The organism is Aquidulcibacter paucihalophilus (assembly GCA_030285985.1).
In the GTDB taxonomy this organism is placed as follows: Bacteria; Pseudomonadota; Alphaproteobacteria; order Caulobacterales; family Caulobacteraceae; genus Brevundimonas.
The window spans coordinates 2,442,030-2,462,495 of sequence record CP127384.1; the positions used below are offsets into that span (position 1 = coordinate 2,442,030).

The 20,466-nt window shown below is 68.6% G+C and carries 19 protein-coding genes and 1 tRNA gene; 13 read left to right on the forward strand and 7 right to left on the reverse strand.

Features of this window, described 5'->3' with window-relative positions; all coding sequences use genetic code 11:
* Positions 1 to 32: 32 nt before the first annotated feature.
* From KB221_11960 to cysC, 10 genes are read left to right on the forward strand one after another with little or no spacing between them, the layout of a single operon-like run.
* On the forward strand, positions 33 to 2,324 hold the full coding sequence (locus tag KB221_11960) for a bifunctional salicylyl-CoA 5-hydroxylase/oxidoreductase (GenBank protein ID WIY68793.1): 2,292 nt from the start codon (positions 33 to 35) through the stop codon (positions 2,322 to 2,324).
* Positions 2,321 to 3,082: an SDR family oxidoreductase gene (locus tag KB221_11965; protein WIY68794.1), complete on the forward strand. Its 762-nt coding sequence runs from the start codon at positions 2,321 to 2,323 to the stop codon at positions 3,080 to 3,082. The genes KB221_11960 and KB221_11965 overlap by 4 nt, the downstream gene beginning before the upstream one ends.
* Positions 3,079 to 3,582, forward strand: a complete 504-nt coding sequence (locus tag KB221_11970) for a MarR family transcriptional regulator (GenBank protein ID WIY68795.1) — start codon at positions 3,079 to 3,081, stop codon at positions 3,580 to 3,582. Before KB221_11965 ends, KB221_11970 begins: the two co-directional genes overlap by 4 nt.
* Positions 3,579 to 4,391: an enoyl-CoA hydratase family protein gene (locus tag KB221_11975; protein WIY68796.1), complete on the forward strand. Its 813-nt coding sequence runs from the start codon at positions 3,579 to 3,581 to the stop codon at positions 4,389 to 4,391. Before KB221_11970 ends, KB221_11975 begins: the two co-directional genes overlap by 4 nt.
* 1 nt (position 4,392) lies before the next feature.
* Positions 4,393 to 5,565, forward strand: coding sequence for an acyl-CoA dehydrogenase family protein (locus KB221_11980; GenBank protein WIY68797.1), 1,173 nt, complete (start codon positions 4,393 to 4,395; stop codon positions 5,563 to 5,565).
* Positions 5,558 to 7,162: an AMP-binding protein gene (locus tag KB221_11985; protein ID WIY68798.1), complete on the forward strand. Its 1,605-nt coding sequence runs from the start codon at positions 5,558 to 5,560 to the stop codon at positions 7,160 to 7,162. Before KB221_11980 ends, KB221_11985 begins: the two co-directional genes overlap by 8 nt.
* Positions 7,159 to 7,581 (forward strand): thioesterase family protein, encoded by a 423-nt coding sequence (locus KB221_11990; GenBank protein WIY68799.1) that lies wholly within the window; start codon positions 7,159 to 7,161, stop codon positions 7,579 to 7,581. Before KB221_11985 ends, KB221_11990 begins: the two co-directional genes overlap by 4 nt.
* Complete coding sequence (locus tag KB221_11995; GenBank protein ID WIY68800.1) at positions 7,578 to 7,973, forward strand: RidA family protein; 396 nt, start codon at positions 7,578 to 7,580, stop codon at positions 7,971 to 7,973. Before KB221_11990 ends, KB221_11995 begins: the two co-directional genes overlap by 4 nt.
* A 38-nt stretch (positions 7,974 to 8,011) precedes the next feature.
* The gene (cysD, locus tag KB221_12000; GenBank protein ID WIY68801.1) at positions 8,012 to 8,917 is read left to right on the forward strand and encodes a sulfate adenylyltransferase subunit CysD; all 906 of its coding nucleotides are present in this window, start codon (positions 8,012 to 8,014) and stop codon (positions 8,915 to 8,917) included.
* Positions 8,917 to 10,767, forward strand: coding sequence for an adenylyl-sulfate kinase (gene cysC / locus KB221_12005; GenBank protein ID WIY68802.1), 1,851 nt, complete (start codon positions 8,917 to 8,919; stop codon positions 10,765 to 10,767). Before cysD ends, cysC begins: the two co-directional genes overlap by 1 nt.
* A gap of 4 nt (positions 10,768 to 10,771) precedes the next feature.
* On the opposite strand, the gene KB221_12010 is transcribed toward cysC, so the two are convergent.
* The 5 genes from KB221_12010 to KB221_12030 form a co-directional block, all read right to left on the reverse strand.
* Positions 10,772 to 12,091, reverse strand: coding sequence for a tyrosinase family protein (locus KB221_12010; GenBank protein ID WIY68803.1), 1,320 nt, complete (start codon positions 12,089 to 12,091; stop codon positions 10,772 to 10,774).
* Between the two features lie 85 nt (positions 12,092 to 12,176).
* Positions 12,177 to 12,452, reverse strand: coding sequence for a SemiSWEET transporter (locus KB221_12015; protein WIY68804.1), 276 nt, complete (start codon positions 12,450 to 12,452; stop codon positions 12,177 to 12,179).
* Entirely contained in the window at positions 12,449 to 12,916 is a 468-nt protein-coding gene (locus KB221_12020; protein ID WIY68805.1) for a low affinity iron permease family protein, read from the reverse strand. The genes KB221_12015 and KB221_12020 overlap by 4 nt, the downstream gene beginning before the upstream one ends.
* Before the next feature lie 6 nt (positions 12,917 to 12,922).
* Positions 12,923 to 14,413 carry an amidase gene (locus KB221_12025; protein WIY68806.1) on the reverse strand — a complete coding sequence of 497 codons (1,491 nt, stop codon included), beginning with the start codon at positions 14,411 to 14,413 and terminating at the stop codon, positions 12,923 to 12,925.
* Positions 14,414 to 14,481: 68 nt separating this feature from the next.
* Complete coding sequence (locus KB221_12030; protein WIY68807.1) at positions 14,482 to 16,740, reverse strand: S9 family peptidase; 2,259 nt, start codon at positions 16,738 to 16,740, stop codon at positions 14,482 to 14,484.
* Positions 16,741 to 17,164: 424 nt separating this feature from the next.
* Here KB221_12030 and KB221_12035 point away from each other — a divergent pair, with 424 nt between their 5' ends.
* Positions 17,165 to 17,980: a ferredoxin--NADP reductase gene (locus KB221_12035; GenBank protein WIY68808.1), complete on the forward strand. Its 816-nt coding sequence runs from the start codon at positions 17,165 to 17,167 to the stop codon at positions 17,978 to 17,980.
* 43 nt (positions 17,981 to 18,023) lie between these two features.
* Positions 18,024 to 18,296 carry a chorismate mutase gene (locus KB221_12040; GenBank protein WIY70920.1) on the forward strand — a complete coding sequence of 91 codons (273 nt, stop codon included), beginning with the start codon at positions 18,024 to 18,026 and terminating at the stop codon, positions 18,294 to 18,296.
* On the opposite strand, the gene KB221_12045 is transcribed toward KB221_12040, so the two are convergent.
* Entirely contained in the window at positions 18,293 to 18,646 is a 354-nt protein-coding gene (locus KB221_12045) for an Hpt domain-containing protein (protein WIY68809.1), read from the reverse strand. The two genes, KB221_12040 and KB221_12045, sit on opposite strands and share 4 nt — an antisense overlap.
* Positions 18,646 to 20,097, reverse strand: a complete 1,452-nt coding sequence (locus KB221_12050) for an amino acid permease (protein WIY68810.1) — start codon at positions 20,095 to 20,097, stop codon at positions 18,646 to 18,648. The genes KB221_12045 and KB221_12050 overlap by 1 nt, the downstream gene beginning before the upstream one ends.
* A gap of 201 nt (positions 20,098 to 20,298) precedes the next feature.
* Between KB221_12050 and KB221_12055 the strand changes: the two genes are divergently transcribed.
* Positions 20,299 to 20,374: transfer RNA gene (locus KB221_12055), tRNA-Lys, on the forward strand.
* Positions 20,375 to 20,466 lie beyond the last annotated feature (92 nt).

Consider the following 20,466-nt stretch of genomic DNA (forward strand, 5'->3'; position numbering starts at 1 on the left):
GGACGGAGTTGTTTCAAGCTTAAAATATGTCGTTGAACAGCGCCGTCAGAAGCATCGCCGTGGTGGGCGCGGGTCCGGGCGGCCTGTATCTCGCCATCTCCCTGAAGCTGCGCGATCCGTCGCTTGAGGTCGTCGTCCACGAGCGCAACCGGCCGGACGATACCTTCGGCTGGGGCGTGGTCTTTTCCGACCAGACGCTCGCCAATCTCAAGGCCAACGATCCCGAGACCGCGGCCGTCATCGAGGCGGCCTTCGTCCATTGGGACGACATCGACGTCCATATCCACGGCCAGACCGTCCGCTCGGGCGGCCATGGCTTCGCGGGCATCGGGCGGCAGCGGCTGCTGACCATCCTGCAGGAGCGTGCCCGCTCGCTCGGCGTCGAACTGCGGTTCGAGGATGAGGTCGCCGACATCCGCGCCCTGCCCGCCGATGTCATCGTCGCCGCCGACGGCCTGAACAGCCGGATCCGCAACGACAACCCGGAGGTCTTCGGCGTCGATATCGATGTCCGGACCAACAAATACATCTGGCTGGGCACGAAACAGTCGTTCGACGCCTTCACCTTCGCCTTCGTCGAGACCCCCCACGGCTGGATCTGGGCCCACGCCTACCAGTTCGAACCGGGAGCATCGACCTTCATCGTCGAGTGCTCCGAGGCGACATGGCGGGGCCTCGGCTTCGAGGCCATGGACCAGGACCAGACCTGCCGCGCGGCCGAAGCGCTGTTCGCCGACTGGCTGGGCGGCCACGCCCTGATGAGCAATGCCCGGCACCTGCGCGGCTCGGCCTGGCTGAACTTCCCGCGCGTCGCCTGTTCGAACTGGCGTGACGGCAAGGTCATCCTGCTGGGCGACGCCGCGCACACGGCCCATTTCTCCATCGGCTCTGGGACGAAGCTGGCCTTCGAGGATGCCATCCGCCTGGCCGAGACCCTGACCGAGGCCGATGATCTGGACGCGGGTCTCGCCGCCTATGAGACGGAGCGCCGGATCGAGGTGCTCAAGCTGCAGAGCGCCGCCCGGAACTCCACGGAATGGTTCGAGACGGTGGACCGCTATGTCGGTCTCGACCCCCTGCAGTTCACCTACAGCCTGCTGACCCGCAGCCAGCGCGTCAGCCATGAAAACCTCCGCCTGCGCGACGGGCCCTTCCTGACCGGCGTTGAGCGTTGGTTTGCCGCCAACGCCGGTGCTCCGTCCACGGACAATCCTCCACCGCCCATGTTCGCGCCGTTGAAGCTGCGCGGCCTGACCCTGCCCAACCGCGTCGTCGTCTCGCCCATGTGCATGTACTCGGCCGAGGACGGGCTGGTGGGTGATTTCCACCTGGTCCATCTCGGCAGCCGGGCCCTCGGCGGCGCTGGCCTTGTCTTCACCGAAATGACCGACGTCTCCGCGGACGCCCGCATCACGCCCGGCTGCGCGGGCATGTACCGGCCGGAACACCGCGACGCCTGGAAGCGGATCGTGGACTTCGTTCATGGCCAGGGATCACGGATCGCCATCCAGCTGGCCCACGCAGGTCGCAAGGGATCGGTGGAGCGGCCGTGGGGTCCGCGCGCCGACAAGCCTCTCAAGGACGGCTGGGCGTTGATCGCCCCCTCCCCTCTTCCGTGGTCGGAAGAAGACCAGACACCACGCGAAATGAACCGCGCCGACATGGACCGCGTTCGCGATGCCTTCGTTCAGGCCACGCGCTGGGCCGATGAAGCGGGCTTCGACATGGTCGAACTTCACTGCGCCCATGGCTATCTGCTATCGTCCTTCCTGACGCCCGTCTCCAACCATCGCACCGACGACTACGGCGGTTCGGTCGAGAACCGGCTGCGCTTCCCGCTTGAGGTTTTCGCCGCCATGCGCGCCGCCTGGCCGCAAGACAGGCCCATGTCGGTCCGCCTTTCCGCAACCGACTGGGTCGAGGAAGGCCTGACGGCCGAGGACTCCGTCATCATCGCCCGCGCCTTCGCCGAGGCCGGCTGCGACCTGATCGACGTCTCGGCCGGGTCCACCACGCCCGAAGCGCAGCCGATCTACGGCCGCATGTTCCAGACCCCGTTCAGCGACCGCATCCGCAACGAGGCGGGCGTGGCCACGATGGCCGTCGGCAACATCTATGAGACCGACCACGTCAACAGCATCCTAGCCGCCGGCCGGGCCGATCTGTGCGCCCTCGCCCGGCCGCATCTGGCTGATCCCAACTGGAGCCTGCGCGCTGCGGCCGAGCTCGGCTGGCGCGGGCAGATGCCGCCGGTCCAGTATCTCGCCGGCTTCGGCCAGCTGGCCCGCAACCTCGAAAAGCAGCAGCAGACGGGACCCGTATGAGACTGACGGGACATCACGCCGTGGTCACAGGCGCCGGCTCGGGCATCGGCCGGGCGACGGCTGAACGGCTGGCCGAAGCCGGCTGTCAGGTCACCCTGATAGGCCGCCATATCGGCCGCCTGACCGAGACCGCCGACCGCATCGGCGACCTCGCTTTTGCGGCCCCCGCTGACGTCACCGACCCCGACATGCTGGCCGCCGCCATCGAGGTTGGCCGCGACCGGTTCGGGCCGATCGATATTCTGGTCAACAATGCCGGCGCGGCCACCTCGGCCCCCTTCCTCAAGACCGACGCCGACGCCTTCCGCGCCATGCTGGCCCTGAACCTCGAAGCGCCCGCCGAGGCCGCGCGTCTGGTCCTGCCGGGCATGCTGACCCGTCGCTGGGGCCGGATCGTCAATGTCGCCTCGACCGCTGGGCTGAAGGGCTACCCCTATGTCTCGGCCTATGTCGCCGCCAAGCACGGCCTCGTCGGCCTGACCCGCGCCCTGGCTCTGGAGGTCGCCTCGAAGGGCGTCACCGTCAACGCCGTCTGCCCCGGCTTCACCGACACGGACCTGGTCGCCCGATCGGTCGAGGCGATCACCGGCAAGACCGGCCGCAGCGAGGAAGAAGCCCGCGCGGCCCTCGCCGCTTCCAACCCCCAGGGGCGGCTGATCACCCCGGACGAGGTCGCACAGACCATCGTCTGGCTGTGCGGCGAGGGTGCCTCGGGCCTCAACGGGGCAGCGGTCCCCGTCGCCGGCGGCGAGCTGTGAGCGCCGCCGTCGCCTCGCTGCCGGATCGGCTGGGCGGTGCTCCGGACGGCAAGCGGTCGCTGAGGCTATGGCTGCGGTTGCTGACCTGCTCGACCCGGATCGAACAGACCGTATCCCAGCGGCTCCGCGACGAATTCGGCTCCACCCTGCCGCGCTTCGACATGCTGTCTGCACTCGACCGCGCGGGTGATGCCGGCCTGACCATGGGCGAGGCCGCGGGCATGCTGATGGTGTCCAATGGCAACGTCACCGGCCTCGCCGCCCGGCTCAAGGCCGACGGCCTGATCGAGGCCATGGCCGGCGCCGATCGACGCGTTCAGCGCGTCCGCCTGACGCCGCTGGGCCAGACCCGTTTCACCGCCATGGCCTGTGCGCATGAGCGCTGGATCGAAGCCCTGTTCGCCGACCTGAGCACCACCGAGGCCGACGACCTGACCCGCCTGCTGGAGCGTACAAAGCGGTCGCTCCACGCCACCACCCACGAGGAGCTGAACGGATGAAGGCGCGTGACTACAAGGCGGCCCATTTCCTCTGGTCGGTCGATGACGACGGCGTCGCGACCCTGACCTTGAACCGGCCCGAGCGAAAGAACCCGCTGACGTTCGAATCCTATGCCGAGATGCGCGATCTGTTCCGCGCCCTGATCCACGCCGACGACTGCAAGGTTGTGATCGTCACGGGCGCGGGCGGCAATTTCTCGTCCGGCGGCGATGTGCATGAGATCATCGGCCCGTTGACCGAAATGGACATGCCGGCCCTGCTGAACTTCACCCGCATGACCGGTGATCTGGTCAAGGCGATGCGCGCCTGCCCCCAGCCTGTCATCGCGGCGCTGGACGGCGTCTGTGTCGGGGCCGGTGCCATCATGGCCATGGCCTCGGACCTGCGCATCGCCACGCCGCGGACGAAGACGGCCTTCCTGTTCACCCGGGTCGGCCTGGCCGGCTGCGACATGGGGGCCTGCGCCATCCTTCCCCGCCAGATCGGTCAGGGCCGGGCGTCGGAGCTGCTGTTCACCGGCCGGGTCATGACCGCCGATGAAGGCGAGCGCTGGGGCTTCCACAATCGCGTCGTCGAGGGCGAGGCCCTGATGGAGACGGCGGTGGAACTGGCCCGTTCGCTGGCGAAGGGGCCCACCTTCGCCCACGGCATCACCAAGAACCAGCTCAACGTGGAATGGGACATGAGCCTGGACGCCGCCATCGAGTCCGAGGCCCAGGCCCAGGCCATCTGCATGAAGACGAACGACTTCCGCCGCGCCTATGAGGCCTTCGCCGCCAGGCGCGAGCCGGTGTTCGAGGGGAACTGAGATGGGCGACCGGACCTTCCTCGACTGGCCCTTTTTCGACGACCACCACCGCGCCTTTGCGGCCGGGCTGGACGCGTGGGTCAGCGACACGGACGCCATGGGCCTGCACGGCGACCACGACCTCGACGGCGATTGCCGCACGATCCTGAAGGCGCTGGCCGAGGGCGGCTGGCTGAACAACGCGGTGCCCGACGCGAACGGCAAGCTGGACGTCCGAACCCTGTGCCTGACGCGCGAGACCCTCTCCCGACGCTCCGGTCTGGCCGACTTCGTCTTCGCCATGCAGGGTCTCGGCTCCGGCCCGATCAGCCTGTTCGGCACGGAGGCCCAGAAAGCCCGCTGGCTGCCGGGCGTGGCCGCGGGCGAAACCATCGCCGCCTTCGCCCTGTCCGAGCCCGATGCCGGTTCGGACGTCGCCGCCCTGTCGACCAGCGCGCGCCGGGACGGCGACGGCTGGGTGCTGGACGGAACCAAGACCTTCATCTCCAACGGCGGTCTGGCCGATCGCTACACCGTCTTCGCCCGCACCGGTGAGGGGCCTGGTGCCAGGGGGCTGAGCGCCTTCGTGGTCGATGCGGACACGCCCGGTTTCGAGGTCGTCGAGCGCATCCCCCTGATGGCCCCTCATCCGCTGGCGACCATCCGCTTCAACGCCTGCCGCCTCGACGGCGACCGCCTGCTGGGACAGCCGGGCGACGGCTTCCGCATCGCCATGGCCACGCTGGACGTGTTCCGCTCGACCGTCGCCGCCGCCGCCCTCGGCTTCTCCCGCCGCGCCTTCGACGAGGCCGCGAGCCGCACGGTCTCCCGCCAGCTGTTCGGCGCACCGATGAGCGACCTGCAGCTGGTGCAGGCGTCGCTGGCGGACATGGCCTTGAAGATCGATGCCTCGGCCCTGCTGATCTACCGCGCCGCCTGGCTCAAGGATCAGGGCGCGCCGCGGGTCACCCGCGAGGCCGCCATGGCCAAGCTCTACGCCACCGACGAGGCGCAGGCCGTCATCGACGCCGCCGTCCAGCTGTTCGGCGGCCTCGGCGTGGTTTCGGGCCACCCGGTCGAGCGGCTCTATCGCGAGGTCCGCGCCCTGCGGATCTATGAAGGCGCGTCCGAGGTGCAGAAGATCGTCATCGCCCGGCAGGCGCTGGCGGCCATGGCGGGCGGTGCCCATGGGTGAGACGTCCCACATCGACCGGTTCGTACTCGATCACCTGCCGCCGCTGGAGCAGCAACCCGACCTGATCTTCAACCTGCCGGAACTCGCCTATCCCGAGCGCCTCAACGCCGCCGCCGAATTGCTGCGCCGGGCCATCCAGACCGCCGGGTCCGACGCGCGCGCCCTGATCGATTCCGATCACGAATTCTCCTGGGCCCGGGTCGACGCCATTTCAGGCCGGATGGCCCAGGTGCTGGTCGAACAGATGGGGCTGGTGCCCGGTAATCGCGTCCTGCTGCACGGCCCGAACTCGGCCTGGACCGTGCTGGCATGGTTTGCGATCCTGAAAGCCGGCGGCGTGGTCGTGGCCACCATGCCGATGCTCCGCGCCGCCGAACTGGCGACCGTGATCGACAAGGCGAAGATCAGCCATGCCCTGGTCTATGCCTCACTGGCCGAAGCCGTGACCGAAGCCCGGGCCGCGACGCCATCGCTGACGCAGGTCATGGACTCAGCCGCCCTGCAGAAGGCCGCACAGGCCCTGCCACAGGGCTTCCGCTTCGACGCGGTCGACACGGCCGCCGAGGATCCCGCCCTGATCGCCTTCACCTCGGGCACCACCGGCAAGCCCAAGGGCTGCATCCATTTCCATCGCGACATCCTCGCCATGGCCGACACCTTCGCCCGCCACGTCGTCGGCCTGACCAAGGATGACGTCGCCGTCGGCACGCCGCCGATCGCCTTCACCTTCGGCCTCGGCGGGCTGGTGGTCTTCCCCGCCGCCGTCGGCGCTACAACCGCTTTTGCCCCCCGGCCCGGCTTCGACGCCCTGGCCGAGACCATCGTCCGTCACAAGGCGACCGCCCTGTTCACCGCCCCGACCGGCTACCGCGCGCTGCTGAAGCTGACGGGCGAGCACGACCTCTCGAGCCTGCGCACCTGCGTCTCGGCCGGCGAGACCCTGCCCGCAGCAACCTCGGACGCCTGGCACGCAGCAACCGGCGTCCGGATCATCGACGGGATCGGCTCGACCGAGATGATCCACGTCTTCATCTCGGCCAGCGGGGACGCCATCCGGCCCGGTGCCACCGGCAGGGCCGTGCCCGGCTATGAAGCGCGCATTATCGACGCCGAAGGCCGCCCCCTCCCGGCGGGCGAAACCGGCCGCCTGGCGGTCCGCGGACCGACCGGCTGCCGCTATCTCGCCGACGGCCGGCAGGCCGCCTATGTCCAGGACGGCTGGAACCTGACCGGCGACGTCTACCGGCTCGATGAGGACGGCTATTTCTGGTTCGTGGCCCGCGCCGACGACATGATCATCTCGTCCGGCTACAACATCGGTGCGCCCGAGGTGGAGAACGCCCTGCTTCGCCACCCCGCCGTGGCCGAGGCGGCGGTCATCGGCGCCCCCGATCCCGAACGGGGCCAGATCGTGAAGGCCTTTGTGATCCTGAACGCCGGCCACGCCGCCTCGGACAACCTGAGAACCGCGCTGCAGGACCATGTGAAGACCGTGATCGCCCCCTACAAATACCCGCGCGCCCTCGATTTCGTGGACGCCCTGCCCAAGACCCAGACCGGCAAGCTGCAGCGCTTCCGCCTGAAGGCCGACGCATGAGCGGCCGGATCTTTACCACCGAACGGCGCGTGCGCTTTGCCGACTGCGACGCCGCCGGGATCGTCTTCTTCCCGCGCTATTTCGAGATGCTGAACGGCGTGGTCGAGGACTGGTTCGCCGGGCCGCTGGACGCCTCCTTCCGCGAACTGCACGTCAACCGCCATGTCAGCGTCCCGACCGCCGCCGTCGAGGCCCGCTTCATCGCCCCGTCACGGCTGGAAGACGAACTGACCTTCGCCCTGACCGTCACGAAACTGGGCGGTGCCTCCTGCGGCCTTCGCCACCGGATCGCCGGCGGCGGCGCCCTGCGGTTCGAGGCGACCCAGACGATCGTCTACGTCGGTGCCTCGCTGAAGCCCGAGCCCTGGCCAGACGCCCTGCGCGCCCGCATCGCGCCCTATCTGGAGACCGCCGAATGAACCGCGTCCTGCTGCCGGAAGGCTGGCCGCGCCCGAAGGGCTATTCCAACGGCGTCGAGGCGACCGGCCGAATGGTCTTCGTCGCCGGCCAGATCGGCTGGACGCCCGAAGGGGTTTTTGTCGAGACGGGGTTCGCCGGCCAGTTCCGCCAGACCATCGAGAATACCCTTGCCGTCCTCGCAGAGGCCGGTGCCGGCCCCGCGCACATCGTCCGGATGACCTGGTACGTCGTCGACAAGCGCGAATACCTCGCCGCCCTGCGCGAAATCGGCGCGGCCTGGCGCGAGCTGATCGGACCACACTACCCCGCCATGGCGGTGGTCGAGGTCAAGGGATTGATCGAGGACGCCGCCCGGATCGAGATCGAGACCACCGCCGTCGTCCCCGCGTGAGACTTGGCGCCGCGCGATTCCGGGGCCACAGCTAGACGATGCGGCTGCACGACGACGTCCTCGGCTCTCTCGAAGCCGAGGCCATTCACATCTTCCGGGAGGTCGTCGCCGAATGCGAGCGGCCGGTGATGCTGTTCTCAGGCGGCAAGGACTCCGCCGTCCTGTTGCATCTGGCGCGAAAGGCCTTCTTCCCGGCTCCGCCGCCCTTCCCCCTCCTGCACGTCGATACGACGTGGAAATTCCGCGAGATGTACGCCTTCAGGGATCAGGCCGCAGCGGCGGCAGGCATGCCCCTGCTGGTCCATCGCAATCCCGAAGCCGAGGCCGACGGGATCAATCCGTTCGATCACGGTGCGAGCGTCCATACCGATCTGTGGAAGACCCAGGGGCTGAAACAGGCACTGGACGCCGGCCGGTTCGATGCGGCCTTCGGCGGCGCACGGCGCGACGAGGAGAAGAGCCGGGCCAAGGAGCGGATCGTCTCGGTCCGGACGGCGGCGCACGGCTGGGATCCCAAACGACAGCGGCCCGAGCTCTGGAGCCTCTACAATACCCGCCTGAATACGGGTGAGTCCGTGCGGGTCTTCCCCTTGTCGAACTGGATTGAACTGGACGTCTGGCGTTACATCCAGCGCGAAAACATCGCCCTGCCTTCCCTCTATTTCGCGGCGGATCGGCCGGTGATCGAGCGTGACGGGGCGCTGCTCATGCTCGATGACGACCGTATGCCGTTGAGACCCGGCGAACAGGCGCAGATGCGCCGCGTCCGGTTCCGGACCCTGGGCTGCTGGCCTCTGACCGCGGCGGTCGACAGCGAAGCGGACACACTGGAGGCGGTTGTTCGCGAAGTGCGGGACGCCTCCGTGTCCGAACGGCAAGGCCGGGCCATCGACCACGATCCGTCGGCCTCGATGGAGCGGAAGAAGCGCGAGGGCTATTTCTGATGCCGCCGCTCCCCGACACCGGACCGAAGGAACTCGTCCGCCTGATCACCTGCGGTTCGGTCGACGACGGCAAGTCGACCCTGATCGGCCGCCTGCTGTTCGACGCCGGAGCCATCCCGACCGACCAGATCGCGGCCCTGCCCGATCTCGACGGTGCCCCGGATATGTCCTTTCTCGTGGACGGCCTGTCCGCCGAGCGCGAGCAGGGCATCACCATCGACGTCGCCTATCGCTTCTTCGACATCGGCGAGCGCCGCTTCGTCCTGGCCGACACCCCGGGCCACGAGCAGTACACGCGCAACATGGTCACCGCCGCCTCGACCGCGGACCTGGCCATCGTGCTGGTCGATGCGCGCAAGGGCCTGCTGACCCAGACGCGGCGGCACAGCCGGCTGCTGGCGCTGCTTGGCGTCCGCCGGGTCGTGCTGGCCGTGAACAAGATGGATCTCGTCGAAGGCTCGCAGGCGCGTTTCGACGTCATCGTCGATGACTATCGCGCTTTCGCCGGGCAGATCGGCCTGACCGATGTGACCGCCATCCCGACCTGTGCGCGCACGGGCGGCAACGTCTCTTCGGCGGATGGCCGTATGCCCTGGTACAACGGGCCCGACCTGATGACCTGTCTGCGGACGGTCCATCTGGCCGAGGCAGCGCCGGCACCGATGCGCATGACCGTCCAGGGCGTCAGCCGCCCCCACGCCGACTTCCGCGGCTTCGCGGGCCGGATCTTGGCCGGCTCGGCCCGTCCGGGCGACGCCGTACGTATTCTGCCGTCAGGCGTCAGCGCCCGGATCGAGCGCATCGTCACCCTGGACGGCGACCTCGACCAGGCCGACGCGGGCCAGTCCGTGACCCTGACCCTCACGCCAGACGTGGATGTCTCGCGCGGCAATCTGATCGCCGCCGCCGGGGCTCCCCCGGAGGTCGCGGACCAGTTCGAGGCCCATCTGGTCTGGATGTCCGAACGCCCCCTGCTGCCGGGCCGCTCCTACTGGCTCAAGCTGGGTGCCGAGACGATCGGGGCGCGGATCAGCGATCTCAAGCACAAGGTCAATGTCGATACCGGCGAGATGCTGGCCGCCCCGACCCTGGCCCTGAACGACATCGGCCTGTGCACCCTGGCGCTCGACGCCCCCGTCGCCTTCGAGCCCTATGCGCTGAACCGCGACCTCGGCGGCTTCATCCTGATCGACCGGATGACGAACGAGACCGCCGGCGCCGGCATGATCCGTTTCGCCCTGCGTCGGGCGGCAAACATTCATCCGCAGGCCCTGACCGTCAGCCGGGCCGACCGCGCAGCGCTCAAACGCCAGTCGCCGCTGGTGCTCTGGTTCACCGGCCTGTCCGGCGCGGGCAAGTCCACCATCGCCGACCGCGTCGAGCAGCGCCTGCTCGCCGAGGGCCTCCACTCGGTGATGCTGGACGGCGACAACGTGCGTCACGGGCTGAACCGGGACCTCGGCTTCACGGACGCCGACCGCGTCGAGAACATCCGACGGGTGGCCGAGGTGGCGCGGCTGATGACGGACGCGGGCCTCATCGTGCTGGTCTCCTTCATCTCGCCCTTCCGCGAGGAACGACGGATGGCGCGCGAGCGGATGGAGCCGGGCGAGTTCCTCGAGATCTTCATCGACGTCCCGCTGGAGGTCGCGGAGGCGCGGGACGTGAAGGGGCTCTACGCCAAGGCGCGGGCCGGGCAGTTGAGCCATTTCACGGGCATTGACAGCCCCTATGAGGCGCCGGAAGCGCCGGACCTGCGGATCGACGCGGCCGGCTGTTCGGTCGATGAGGCAGCGGATCGCATCATCGCCCTCGTCCATGCGGCCCAGGCGACCCGAGCCGCGGACTGAGGGGTCAGGCGGCGTACTCGGTCACTGTCATCGTCGCCTCCAGAGACACCGCCCGTACCGGCGGCCGCTGCTCTTCGGGCCGCAGGTCCTGGGCTGTCGATACGATCGCCAGCGGCCCGGTCGTCAGCCTGGCCAGCTGGACCACCGCGCTGTCGAAGGTGAAGACATGGGCGTAGTCGCCGTGCCCGCTATGGCCCGCGTGCGCGTCATCCTCGCCGCCGCCGAAATGGACGAACGTCGGGGAGACGCCCAGATCCACGCGGCCCTTCGCAGCGAACACGCTGGTGGCCATGCCGCGACCGGTCAGGTTCTCCGACCGCTCATAGGCAACGACCCCGGTCCCCTCGACCGTCACCCGGCCGGGAGCCTCGCGGAGCAGGCGGACGATCTCGGCGGGTAGCTCCAGCCGGACCGAGCCGTCCGTGGAATCAGCATCGACCCGGATGGAGACCTCGCTGGTCGACACGGGCGGTCCGCCGAGCGCCCCCGGCGGAAGGGCGAAGACCAGGGGCGCATAGAGGGCGTCGTAGCGATAACCCAGACCCCGGGTGGAGGTGATGCGCGACGCGACCCACCGTCCGGTCTGCCGGCCGTCGGGACCGGTGAAGCCCGACATGGAGACGTCCTTCCACGGCCGCGGATACGCCAGGTCGCCGTTCTTCTGGTGCCAGGTCGCCCAGACCCGGTCGACGTTGCAGTGGTGCAGCCAGAAGACGGGGTCCAGCGCCGCCGTGCGGGTGCTTCCCATATAGCCGCCGACCAGCATGTGGATGATGTTGTGGCCATAGGCCTCGACCCGGCCCGCGGCGCGCTCGCGACCGCAGAAGGCGTCGAAATTGTCGTCCGAAACACGGGCCACATCGCGGCTCTGGGCGAAGCGGGCCTTCTGGAAATCGAGGGTCTCGGCCGCCGGATCGCGCTGACGCTCATAGAGCGGCGACGTCGGGTCCAGCACCCACGGCGGCAGGAACCGGTCCACCTGCCAGTCCCAGTAGGGCATGGCGAAATTGGCGTGGCCGGTCACCTGGGCGATGATCCGCTCCATGTGGGCGACCTGCAGCCGGTGCCAGGGCAGGAAACGCCAGTTGCCGTGCTCGGCGCGCTGGGCGTGGAGGCGGTTCTGGGCCTCCCATGAGAGGGCGTCCGAGCGGCGCTTCATCAGTTTGACGCCCTCGGCGAAGGCGAGGATGTCGTCGTCGGCGGAGCTCAGGGAAGAGGCGGCCTTGCGGACGCGCCGGGCGTCCTGCGCCCAGGCCTCGCCAGTCGCCAGGGCCGTCATCAGGCCGCCTGCGCCGGCCAGCGCGCCTCGTCGGTTGAGCAACATCGATCGGCCCCCGCCTCACATAGCCGCGTTACGCTTTCAGACCCCCGCCCGTCTGTCCATCGCCATCACCCGCAGGTTGACGGGCTCAGCGCCCCGAAGCCTCGCGGAACCGCCACTTCATCACGAGGACACCCGAGGCCATAACCAGGGCGCAGGCATTGGCGACGATGATCGGCCAAGCCCCTGTCAGCACGCCGTAGGCCGTCCACAGCACGAAGCAGATCACCGTCAACGAATAGGTTTTCAGCGACACCGATGAGGCGTCGCGTTCCTTCCAGATCTTGATCATCTGCGGGGCGAAGCTGGTGATCGAACAAAGGGCCGCAAGAGTGCCCACGACATTGGCGGCCAGATCGCTCATGCGCCTGGCTTGCCGGCCTTGCGCGGACTGGCCTTCTTCGGCTGGGCCGCCTCGACCGCCTCGGGCCGGGCGCGCTTGCCGGGTAAGGCCCGCGCCGGCTTGCCCGCCTGGATGGCCAGGGCTCGGCTCTCGACCTCCATCAGAATGGCGTCCAGCTCGAGCTCGGTCAGATGTTCGATGCCGATGAACCGGTCATCCGCCTGTTTCACCGCGAACAGCAGCTCATCCAGCTTGGCCTGCATCGCCGCACCGTCACGGTTCTGGGTGTTCTGGATCAGGAACACCATCAGGAAGGTGATCACCGTCGTCCCGGTGTTGATCACCAGCTGCCAGGTCTCGCTGAATTTGAAGATCGGCCCGGTGGCTGCCCAGCCCAGGACGATCGCCAGGCAGGCGATGAAGGTCCAGGGCTTGCCGGCGACCTTGGCGGTCGCGGTGGCGAATTTGACGAACTCCCGTTCCATCTCGCCTCAACCGCCGTTCTGGGCCGAAGGTTGCACCAGCGTCGGCGGGCGTCGTTCATGGGTCCGCTGCTCATAGGCGTGGCCCAGCGACAGGATGTGGGCGTCGTCCCATTTGCCGCCAATGAAGCTGATCCCGACCGGCATGCCGCGGTCGAAGCCCATCGGCACGGTCAGGTGCGGATAGCCCGCCACCGCCGCGAGAGAGCTGGACGATCCCTGCGACCGGTCGTCATCGGCTGGATCATTGGTCCAGGCCCGCGACGTCGTCGGCGCGACCAGGGCGACCACCCTGTGCGTGGCCATCATCCGGTCGATCCCCTCCGGCCCCGCCGCCCGGAACGAACGCTCGCGCGCCTCGATATAGGCCGGGTCCTCAAGACCGGTCGTGGCCTCGGCGCGGATGAACAGCTCCTGGCCGAACAGCGGCGTCTCACGCGGCTCGGCGGCGTTGAAGGCGATCAGATCGGCCAGGGTCCGGGTCGGCACCTGCGTCGGGTCGGTCGAGGCCAGATAGGCGTTCAGATCGACCTTCAACTCGGTCATCAGCACCTGGAAACTGGCCCCGACGGCCTGCATGTCCGGGCCCTCGGTGATCTCGACCAGTTCGGCCCCCGCGTCGCGCATGGCCTGCAGGGCCCGCTCGAACTCGGCCTGGGTCTCTGCCGAATAGTTGGCGATCAGGAACCGCATGACCCCGATCCGGGCACCGCCCAGCGACCCGGCGTCCAGCGCGGCGCGATAGTCGACCTTGCGCGCATCCGCCTCGACCGTGGCGGGGTCCAGCGGGTCCGAGCCGGCGATGACGGTCAGCACGATGGCGGCGTCCTCTACCGTGGTGGTGATCGGGCCGGCGGTGTCCTGCGAGTGGCTGATCGGCACGATATGGGTGCGCGACACCAGACCAACGGTCGGCTTGAACCCGACCACGCCATTCACCGAGGCCGGACAGACGATGGAGCCGTTGGTCTCGGTGCCGATGGCGGCGGGCACCAGACCCATGGCGACCGCCGTCGCGCTGCCTGCGGATGAACCACAAGGGGTCCGCGCCGGATCATAGGGGTTCAACGTCTGGCCCCCGACCGCACTCCAGCCGCTGATGGAATTGGTCGACCGGATGTTGGCCCATTCCGACAGATTGGCCTTGCCGAGGATGGCAGCACCGGCCTCGCGCAGGCGGGTGACCAGGGGCGCATCCCGGCCGGGCGCGTTGTCGACGAGGGCCAGAGAGCCGGCCGTGGTCGGCATGTCGGCGGTTTCGATGTTGTCCTTCAGGAGGACCGGCAGGCCGCGGAGGGGGCCATCGGGGATCGGCCAATCGTCCGCCATCATGGCGGGGCTGGTTGCGATCACGGCGTTGAAGGGCTCTGGCCCGACGGTGTCCACACTGGCGATCAGGGTGAGCGACCCTTCAATGGCGGCAGCACCGGGGAAATGCCCGTCCACCACGGCGGCGGCCGTCGGCGGCTGATAGATGCGACCGCCGTCCTCGCCGGCCATAGTCCAGCTGCCGTCGCCGTTGGGCGTCGCACAGGCGCCCAACGAAAGCGCCGCAACCGCCCCCGCGATCAGTCCTGCGCGGCGGGCACCCGTGACCCGATCGTGCGGTCGAGGAAGTCCAGATAGGTTCGCCATTGCTGCAGCTGCCTTTCATTGCCCCGGACGCCGTGGCGCTGGCCGGGGAAGAGCATCAGTTCGAAGGGGATGGACGAGGCCTGCAGCGCGTCGATGACCCGCGTCGAGTTCTCGAGGATGACGTTGTCGTCGGCCATGCCGTGCATCAGCAGCAGACGGCCGGTCAGGTTCGGCAGGCGCGGAATGGCGTCCGAGGCGGCGTAGCCGGCGGCGTTCAGTTCCGGCGTCGACATGAACCGTTCGGTGTAGTGGGTGTCGTACAGGCTCCACTCGGTCGGCGGGGCACCGGCGATGGCCGAGGCCAGGCCCATATCGGGCTCGGTCAGGGCCATCAGGCTCATGAAACCGCCATAGGACCAGCCCATCATCGCGATGCGGTCGTCAGCAACATAGGGCAGCGATCTCAGATAGTTCGCCGCCAACACCTGATCTTCGATCTCAGGTTGGCCCATGCGCAGATACAGGGCCTGTTTGAAGGCCGCGGAGCGGTCGCCCTCGCCGCGGTTGTCGAGCCTGAAGACGATGTAGCCAGCCTCGGTCAACAGTTGATTGGTCGAGCCCTGCCAGCTGCGACGGACGCCGCCGCCGGACGGTCCGCCATAGACCTGCATGACCACCGGATACTGTTTCGACGGGTCGAAGCCCGGCGGCGTGGTCATCTGCCAGACCAGGGTCTCACCATGGCTTTCCAGCGTGCCGAAGGTCACTTCGCCCCGACGCGAGACATAGGGATAGATCGGGTGATCGGCGTCCAGCCGGTTCTCCTCGATCCAGCGCACGAAGGTCCCGTCGGCGCGATACAGGCCGGACTGCGTCGGCGTGTTCAGGTCGGTGTAGTTGCCGACATAGGCCGTGCCCGTCTTGTTCATCGACGCGCCCCACCAGCCGCCGCCCGGCGTTACCGCCACGGGCGTCACGGTCCGGCGAAGGCTGGCGCGGAACATCTGCTGTTCGATCGGCAGTTCCCGGCCATCGCGCATCGAGGCGGTGAAGAAGACCTCGCCGGTCTGCTGATTGACGCCATTCAGGCTCTTGACCGGATAGTCGCCCGAGGTGATCGCCCGGATGCGGCGGCCGTCACGGCTGTAGAGGTACAGGTGCTTCCAGCCGGTCTCTTCCGACGACCAGATGAAGTTGCCGTCGTCGAGCGGCTTGAAGTCGTGGGTCAGCGGAACCCAGGCGTCCGAGGTCCGCGACAGGATCACGCGCGAGGCACCCGTGGCCGGATCGACGCTCAGCAGGTCGAGCGTCTTCTGGTCGCGCGACTGGCGCTGGACATAGAGAGTCCGGCCGTCGGCCGACCAGTCGACGCGGGCCAGATAGATGTCTGCATTGGTGCCCAGATCGACCCTGGTCCGTTGTCCCGTCTCGCGGTCGTGGACATACAGGTCGACCACCGCATTGGGCCGGCCGGCGCGCGGATAGCGCTGCTCAATCACCCGGGCTCCGCCGCCGGTGATGTCCAGCCGCGGGATGATGTCGACCGTGCTTTCGTCGGTGCGCTGCAAAGCGATGTAGCGTTCGTCCGGGCTCCACCAGTAGCCGGTGTCGCGGTCCATCTCCTCCTGGGCGATGAACTCCGCCGTGGCCCAGGTGATCAGGCCGTCGCCGTCCGTGGTCACCGCCGTCTCGCGGTTTCCGTTCAGCTCGAGGACGACCAGGTCCTGATCGCGGACGAAGGAGACGAAATTGCCCCTGGGCGAGACCTTGGCGTCGATCTCGTCGGCCGGGGTTTCGGTCAGGCGGCGCACGGCCCCGCCTTCACGCTCGGCGAGGAAGATGTCGCCCTCCAGCGGGGCGAGGATGTAGCGCCCCTGCTGGTCCCAGGAATACTCGACCACGCCGCGCTGGCTGATCCGCATCCGCTCGCGCCGCGCCTTCTCGGCCTCCGACAGCTCGCCCGCGTCCGGCACCAGCGCCCGGGCATCGATCAGTTTGAACGGCTCGCCCTCACCGGTCGGCGCGGCCCACAGATCCAGCACGTCGACGTCGTCCTCGCGCGAGCGGAGGAAGGCGACCAGTTCGCCGTCGGGCGACAGGCTGACGCCCCGCGCTACGGGCCCGGCCAGCGACGGATTGGCGAACACCCGCTCGGGGGTCAGGACCGCCGGGTCCGCGGTTTGCGCCATCACGGCGGTGAACGGCGAAAGGGCCGCGAGAAACAGGGTGGAGGCGAGGAGTTTGTTGCGCATGGCGCGGACGCTAGCGGTCGTTTCGGCCGGCGTCATCCCCGATTCCGCCCCTGCGCCGACAGGGTCGAGATTACACTGTGAGGACCGGAAAAATTCGACCCGAAGGGTGCCCCGCCGGCGGGTCGCCGTTGAACAGGTCCGACGTTCCGGATCCCGATGCCCTGCTGTGTGTCGAACCGCCAAAAATCCTTGTCCCCGCCGCCACTTCACATAGAGGCACATGGGTGCGTCAGCTTTGGTCGCAGGTCCCTGAACCGGGATCGAATGAGGGCGGAGCGAGGGGTGAGAAGGCACCTTTGGGGGCGAAAAGGGATGCGATGATCAGGGGCGAAAAGACAGCTTCGGGACGGACGCCGGCGGAACATCCCCCGCGCGACATCCGCATCCCTTCCCCCCTCGCCTCTCACCCCCTAAGAAGCGCGCAATGACCGACGTCGCCGCCCCTCCGCCGCCCGCGAAAGCCTCCGCCTTCCATGAGCTGGAAGTGCTGTGGGTGCGCCACTGGACCGACCAGCTGTTCAGCTTCGCCATCGCCCGGCCCGAGGATTTCCGCTTCCGTTCGGGCGAGTTCGTGATGATCGGCCTGCCGGGAGCCGACGGCGGCAAGCCGATCCTGCGCGCCTATTCCATCGCCAGCCCCGGCTGGGCCGAGGAGCTGGAGTTCCTGTCGATCAAGGTGCCCGACGGCCCCCTGACCTCGCGCCTGCAGAAGATCCAGCCGGGCGACACTGTCCTGATGGGCAAGAAGCCGACCGGCACCCTGGTGCTGGACGCCCTGACCGGCGGCGAGCGGCTGTGGCTGATCGGAACCGGCACCGGCCTGGCCCCCTGGCTCAGCGTGGCGCGCGACCCCGACACCTACAGCCGGTTCGGCCATGTCGTGGTCTGCCATACCGTGCGCCACGCCGCCGACCTGACCTATCGCGACTTCCTGACCTCAGGCATCCACGACGATCCCCTGATCGGCGAGGAGGCAAGGGCCCAGCTGACCTACTATCCCACCGTCACCCGCGAGCCCTTCGAGCACGCCGGACGGATCACCGACCGGATCAAGTCCGGCACCCTGTTCGACGACCTGGGTCTGCCGCACGGCTTCTCGCCCGGGCGCGACCGGGTCATGCTGTGCGGCTCCATGGCCATGATCAAGGAAACCGCTGAACTGCTCGAATCCTTCGGCATGAAGGAGGGCTCGAACGCCGAGCCGGGCGACTATGTGCTGGAGCGTGCCTTTGTCGGATAGCGTCACCATCGATCCGCGCACCGCGCCGGAAGCCTGTGCCTCCATGGCCGAGGTGCGCCAGGGCGTCGACGCGCTCGACCGCGCCCTCGTCCAGCTGCTGGCCGAGCGCCAGCGCTATATGGACGCCGCCGCCCGCATCAAGCCGGACCGGTCGGTAGTGCATGACGAGGCCCGCATCGAGGATGTGGTCGCCAAGGTGCTGGCCGCCGCCGGCCCCGCCGGCCTGTCGCCGGCCATCGCCGAGCCGGTCTGGCGCACCCTGATCGACCGCTGCATCGCGCATGAATTCGGGGTCTGGGACCGCACGCGCGGCTAGGCCCTCAGCGACCTCAGCATCAGGGCATGCCGGTAGGCCGCCACATCGGCCAGGGCGATCTCCAGCGCATCCCGCACCCGGTCGAGCAGCGGCGGGGCCACTGCCTTGTCCGCTGCCTCGGCGCTCTGGCAGGCCGCCGCCAGGGTGTCGGCACCGATGCCCGCGGCCGCGCCCCGGATGGTGTGCACGCCATCACGCCAGCCGTCCTCGCGCACGTCCAGCATGGGCGACCACATCGCGGCCTGCTGGACGAACAGGCCCAGTACCTCCTCGGTGATGCCGTCGTCGCCGCCGGTCATCCGCTCCAGGACCGTGAAGTCGACGGCACCGGACAGATCGCGCAACGCCATCAGCCGGCGGTCTCCTCGCCCTTGGCCAGGCGCGAGTTCCAGGCCGACCAGCCGAAATAGACGACGAGGCCGACGGCGTTCCAGATCACGAACCACATCTGGGTCGAGGCGCGCAGGCTGAAGAAGAAGACGATGCAGCCGATGATGGTGATCGCTCCGACCAGCCACCACAGCGGTGCCTTGAAGACGCGCGGGCGGTGCGGGTCGCGGATGCGCAGGACGATCAGGCAGACGCCGACCGCGGCGAAGGCCGCCAGCGTCCCGGCATTGGCCAGCGAAGCCAGTTCGTCCAGCCGCATGACGCCGGCCAGGCCCGCCACCACGATGGCGGTGAAGACGGTCACCACCGCCGGCACGCCGCGCGCCGACACCTTGGCCAGTTTGCGCGGCAGCAGGCCGTCGCGCGCCATGCCGAGGAAGATGCGGCTCTGGCCGAACAGGAAGGCCAGCAGGACGGTCGGCAGGGCGACCACGGCCGAGACCGCGATCCACTGCGCCGCCGTCCCCTGCCCCATTTCGCGCAGGATCAGGGCCAGGGGCTCGGGGCTTTCAGCGAAGCTGGCGACCGGACGGGCACCGATCGCGGCGGCCGCCACGACCAGATACAGGGCCGTGCAGACGACCATGGAGCCGACGATGCCGATGGCCAGATCGCGCTCGGGCCGCTTCGTTTCCTCGGCCGCCGTCGAGATGGCGTCGAAGCCGTAGAAGGCGAAGAAGATGATCGCCGCCGCCGCCATGACCCCGGTCTGGACCACGGGCTGGCCGGTGATCTGCTCGGCGAACGGCAGGGCCGGCGAGCCGAAGCCATTGGGCATGAAGGGGGTGAAGTTGGCGGCGTCGAAGGCCGGCAGGGCGATGGCCACAAAGGCGATCAGGGCCACGATCTTGATGACCACGAGGATGGCGTTGAGCGTGGCGCTCTCGCGGGTGCCGAGCAGCAGCAGGCCCGTCACCACGGCGATGATGAACACTGCCGGCAGGTTGATCAGCCCGCCCTCGACGTGCGGTCCCGCCGCCAGCATGGCCGGCAGCTCGACGCCCATCCCGGCGAGGAAGCCGGTCGCATAGCCCGACCAGCCCACCGCCACGGCGGACACCACCAGCGAATATTCGAGGATCAGGCTCCAGCCGACGATCCAGGCGATCAGCTCGCCCAGCACGGCGTAGGAATAGGTATAGGCGCTGCCTGCCGCCGGCATCATGGTCGAGAGCTCGGCATAGGCCAGGGCGGCGCAGGCGCAGACCAGACCCGCCAGGGCGAAGCTGATCATCACCGCCGGACCCGCCAGGCCGGCCCCGACCCCGATCAGGGTCAGGATGCCGGTGCCGACGATCGCGCCGACGCCGAGGGCCATCAGATGCGGCCAGCCCAGCGTCTTCTTCAGCGCCGGCCCGTCGTGCGGGGCCAGCATGGCGTCGATCGAGCGCCGGCGGTTCCAGAAGGCCATGGTCGTTTCCCCCGTCGCCGCTCCCCGGCGGCTGATTCACCGGACCCTAGCCCGTCCTGCGACAAACCGAAACGGAACCGTGAATCCCCTTGCACGCGAGGGGCATTCCCATTAGGTACGCCCCCTCGCTGAAACCGGTCCAAGACCGGCGCACGCGCAGACGGCACAGGCCTTGCGAGGCTCCGTGCAGACGAATGGTCCGGGTGATTAGCTCAGTTGGTAGAGCAGCTGACTCTTAATCAGCGGGTCGTAGGTTCGAACCCTACATCACCCACCATCGTCTCAATCCCGAAAATCTGAGCCGGTCCTCGACCGCTTTCAGCGTGAACGCTGATTTCACGCGTGGGGGTTTGCCATCCGACCACGCTC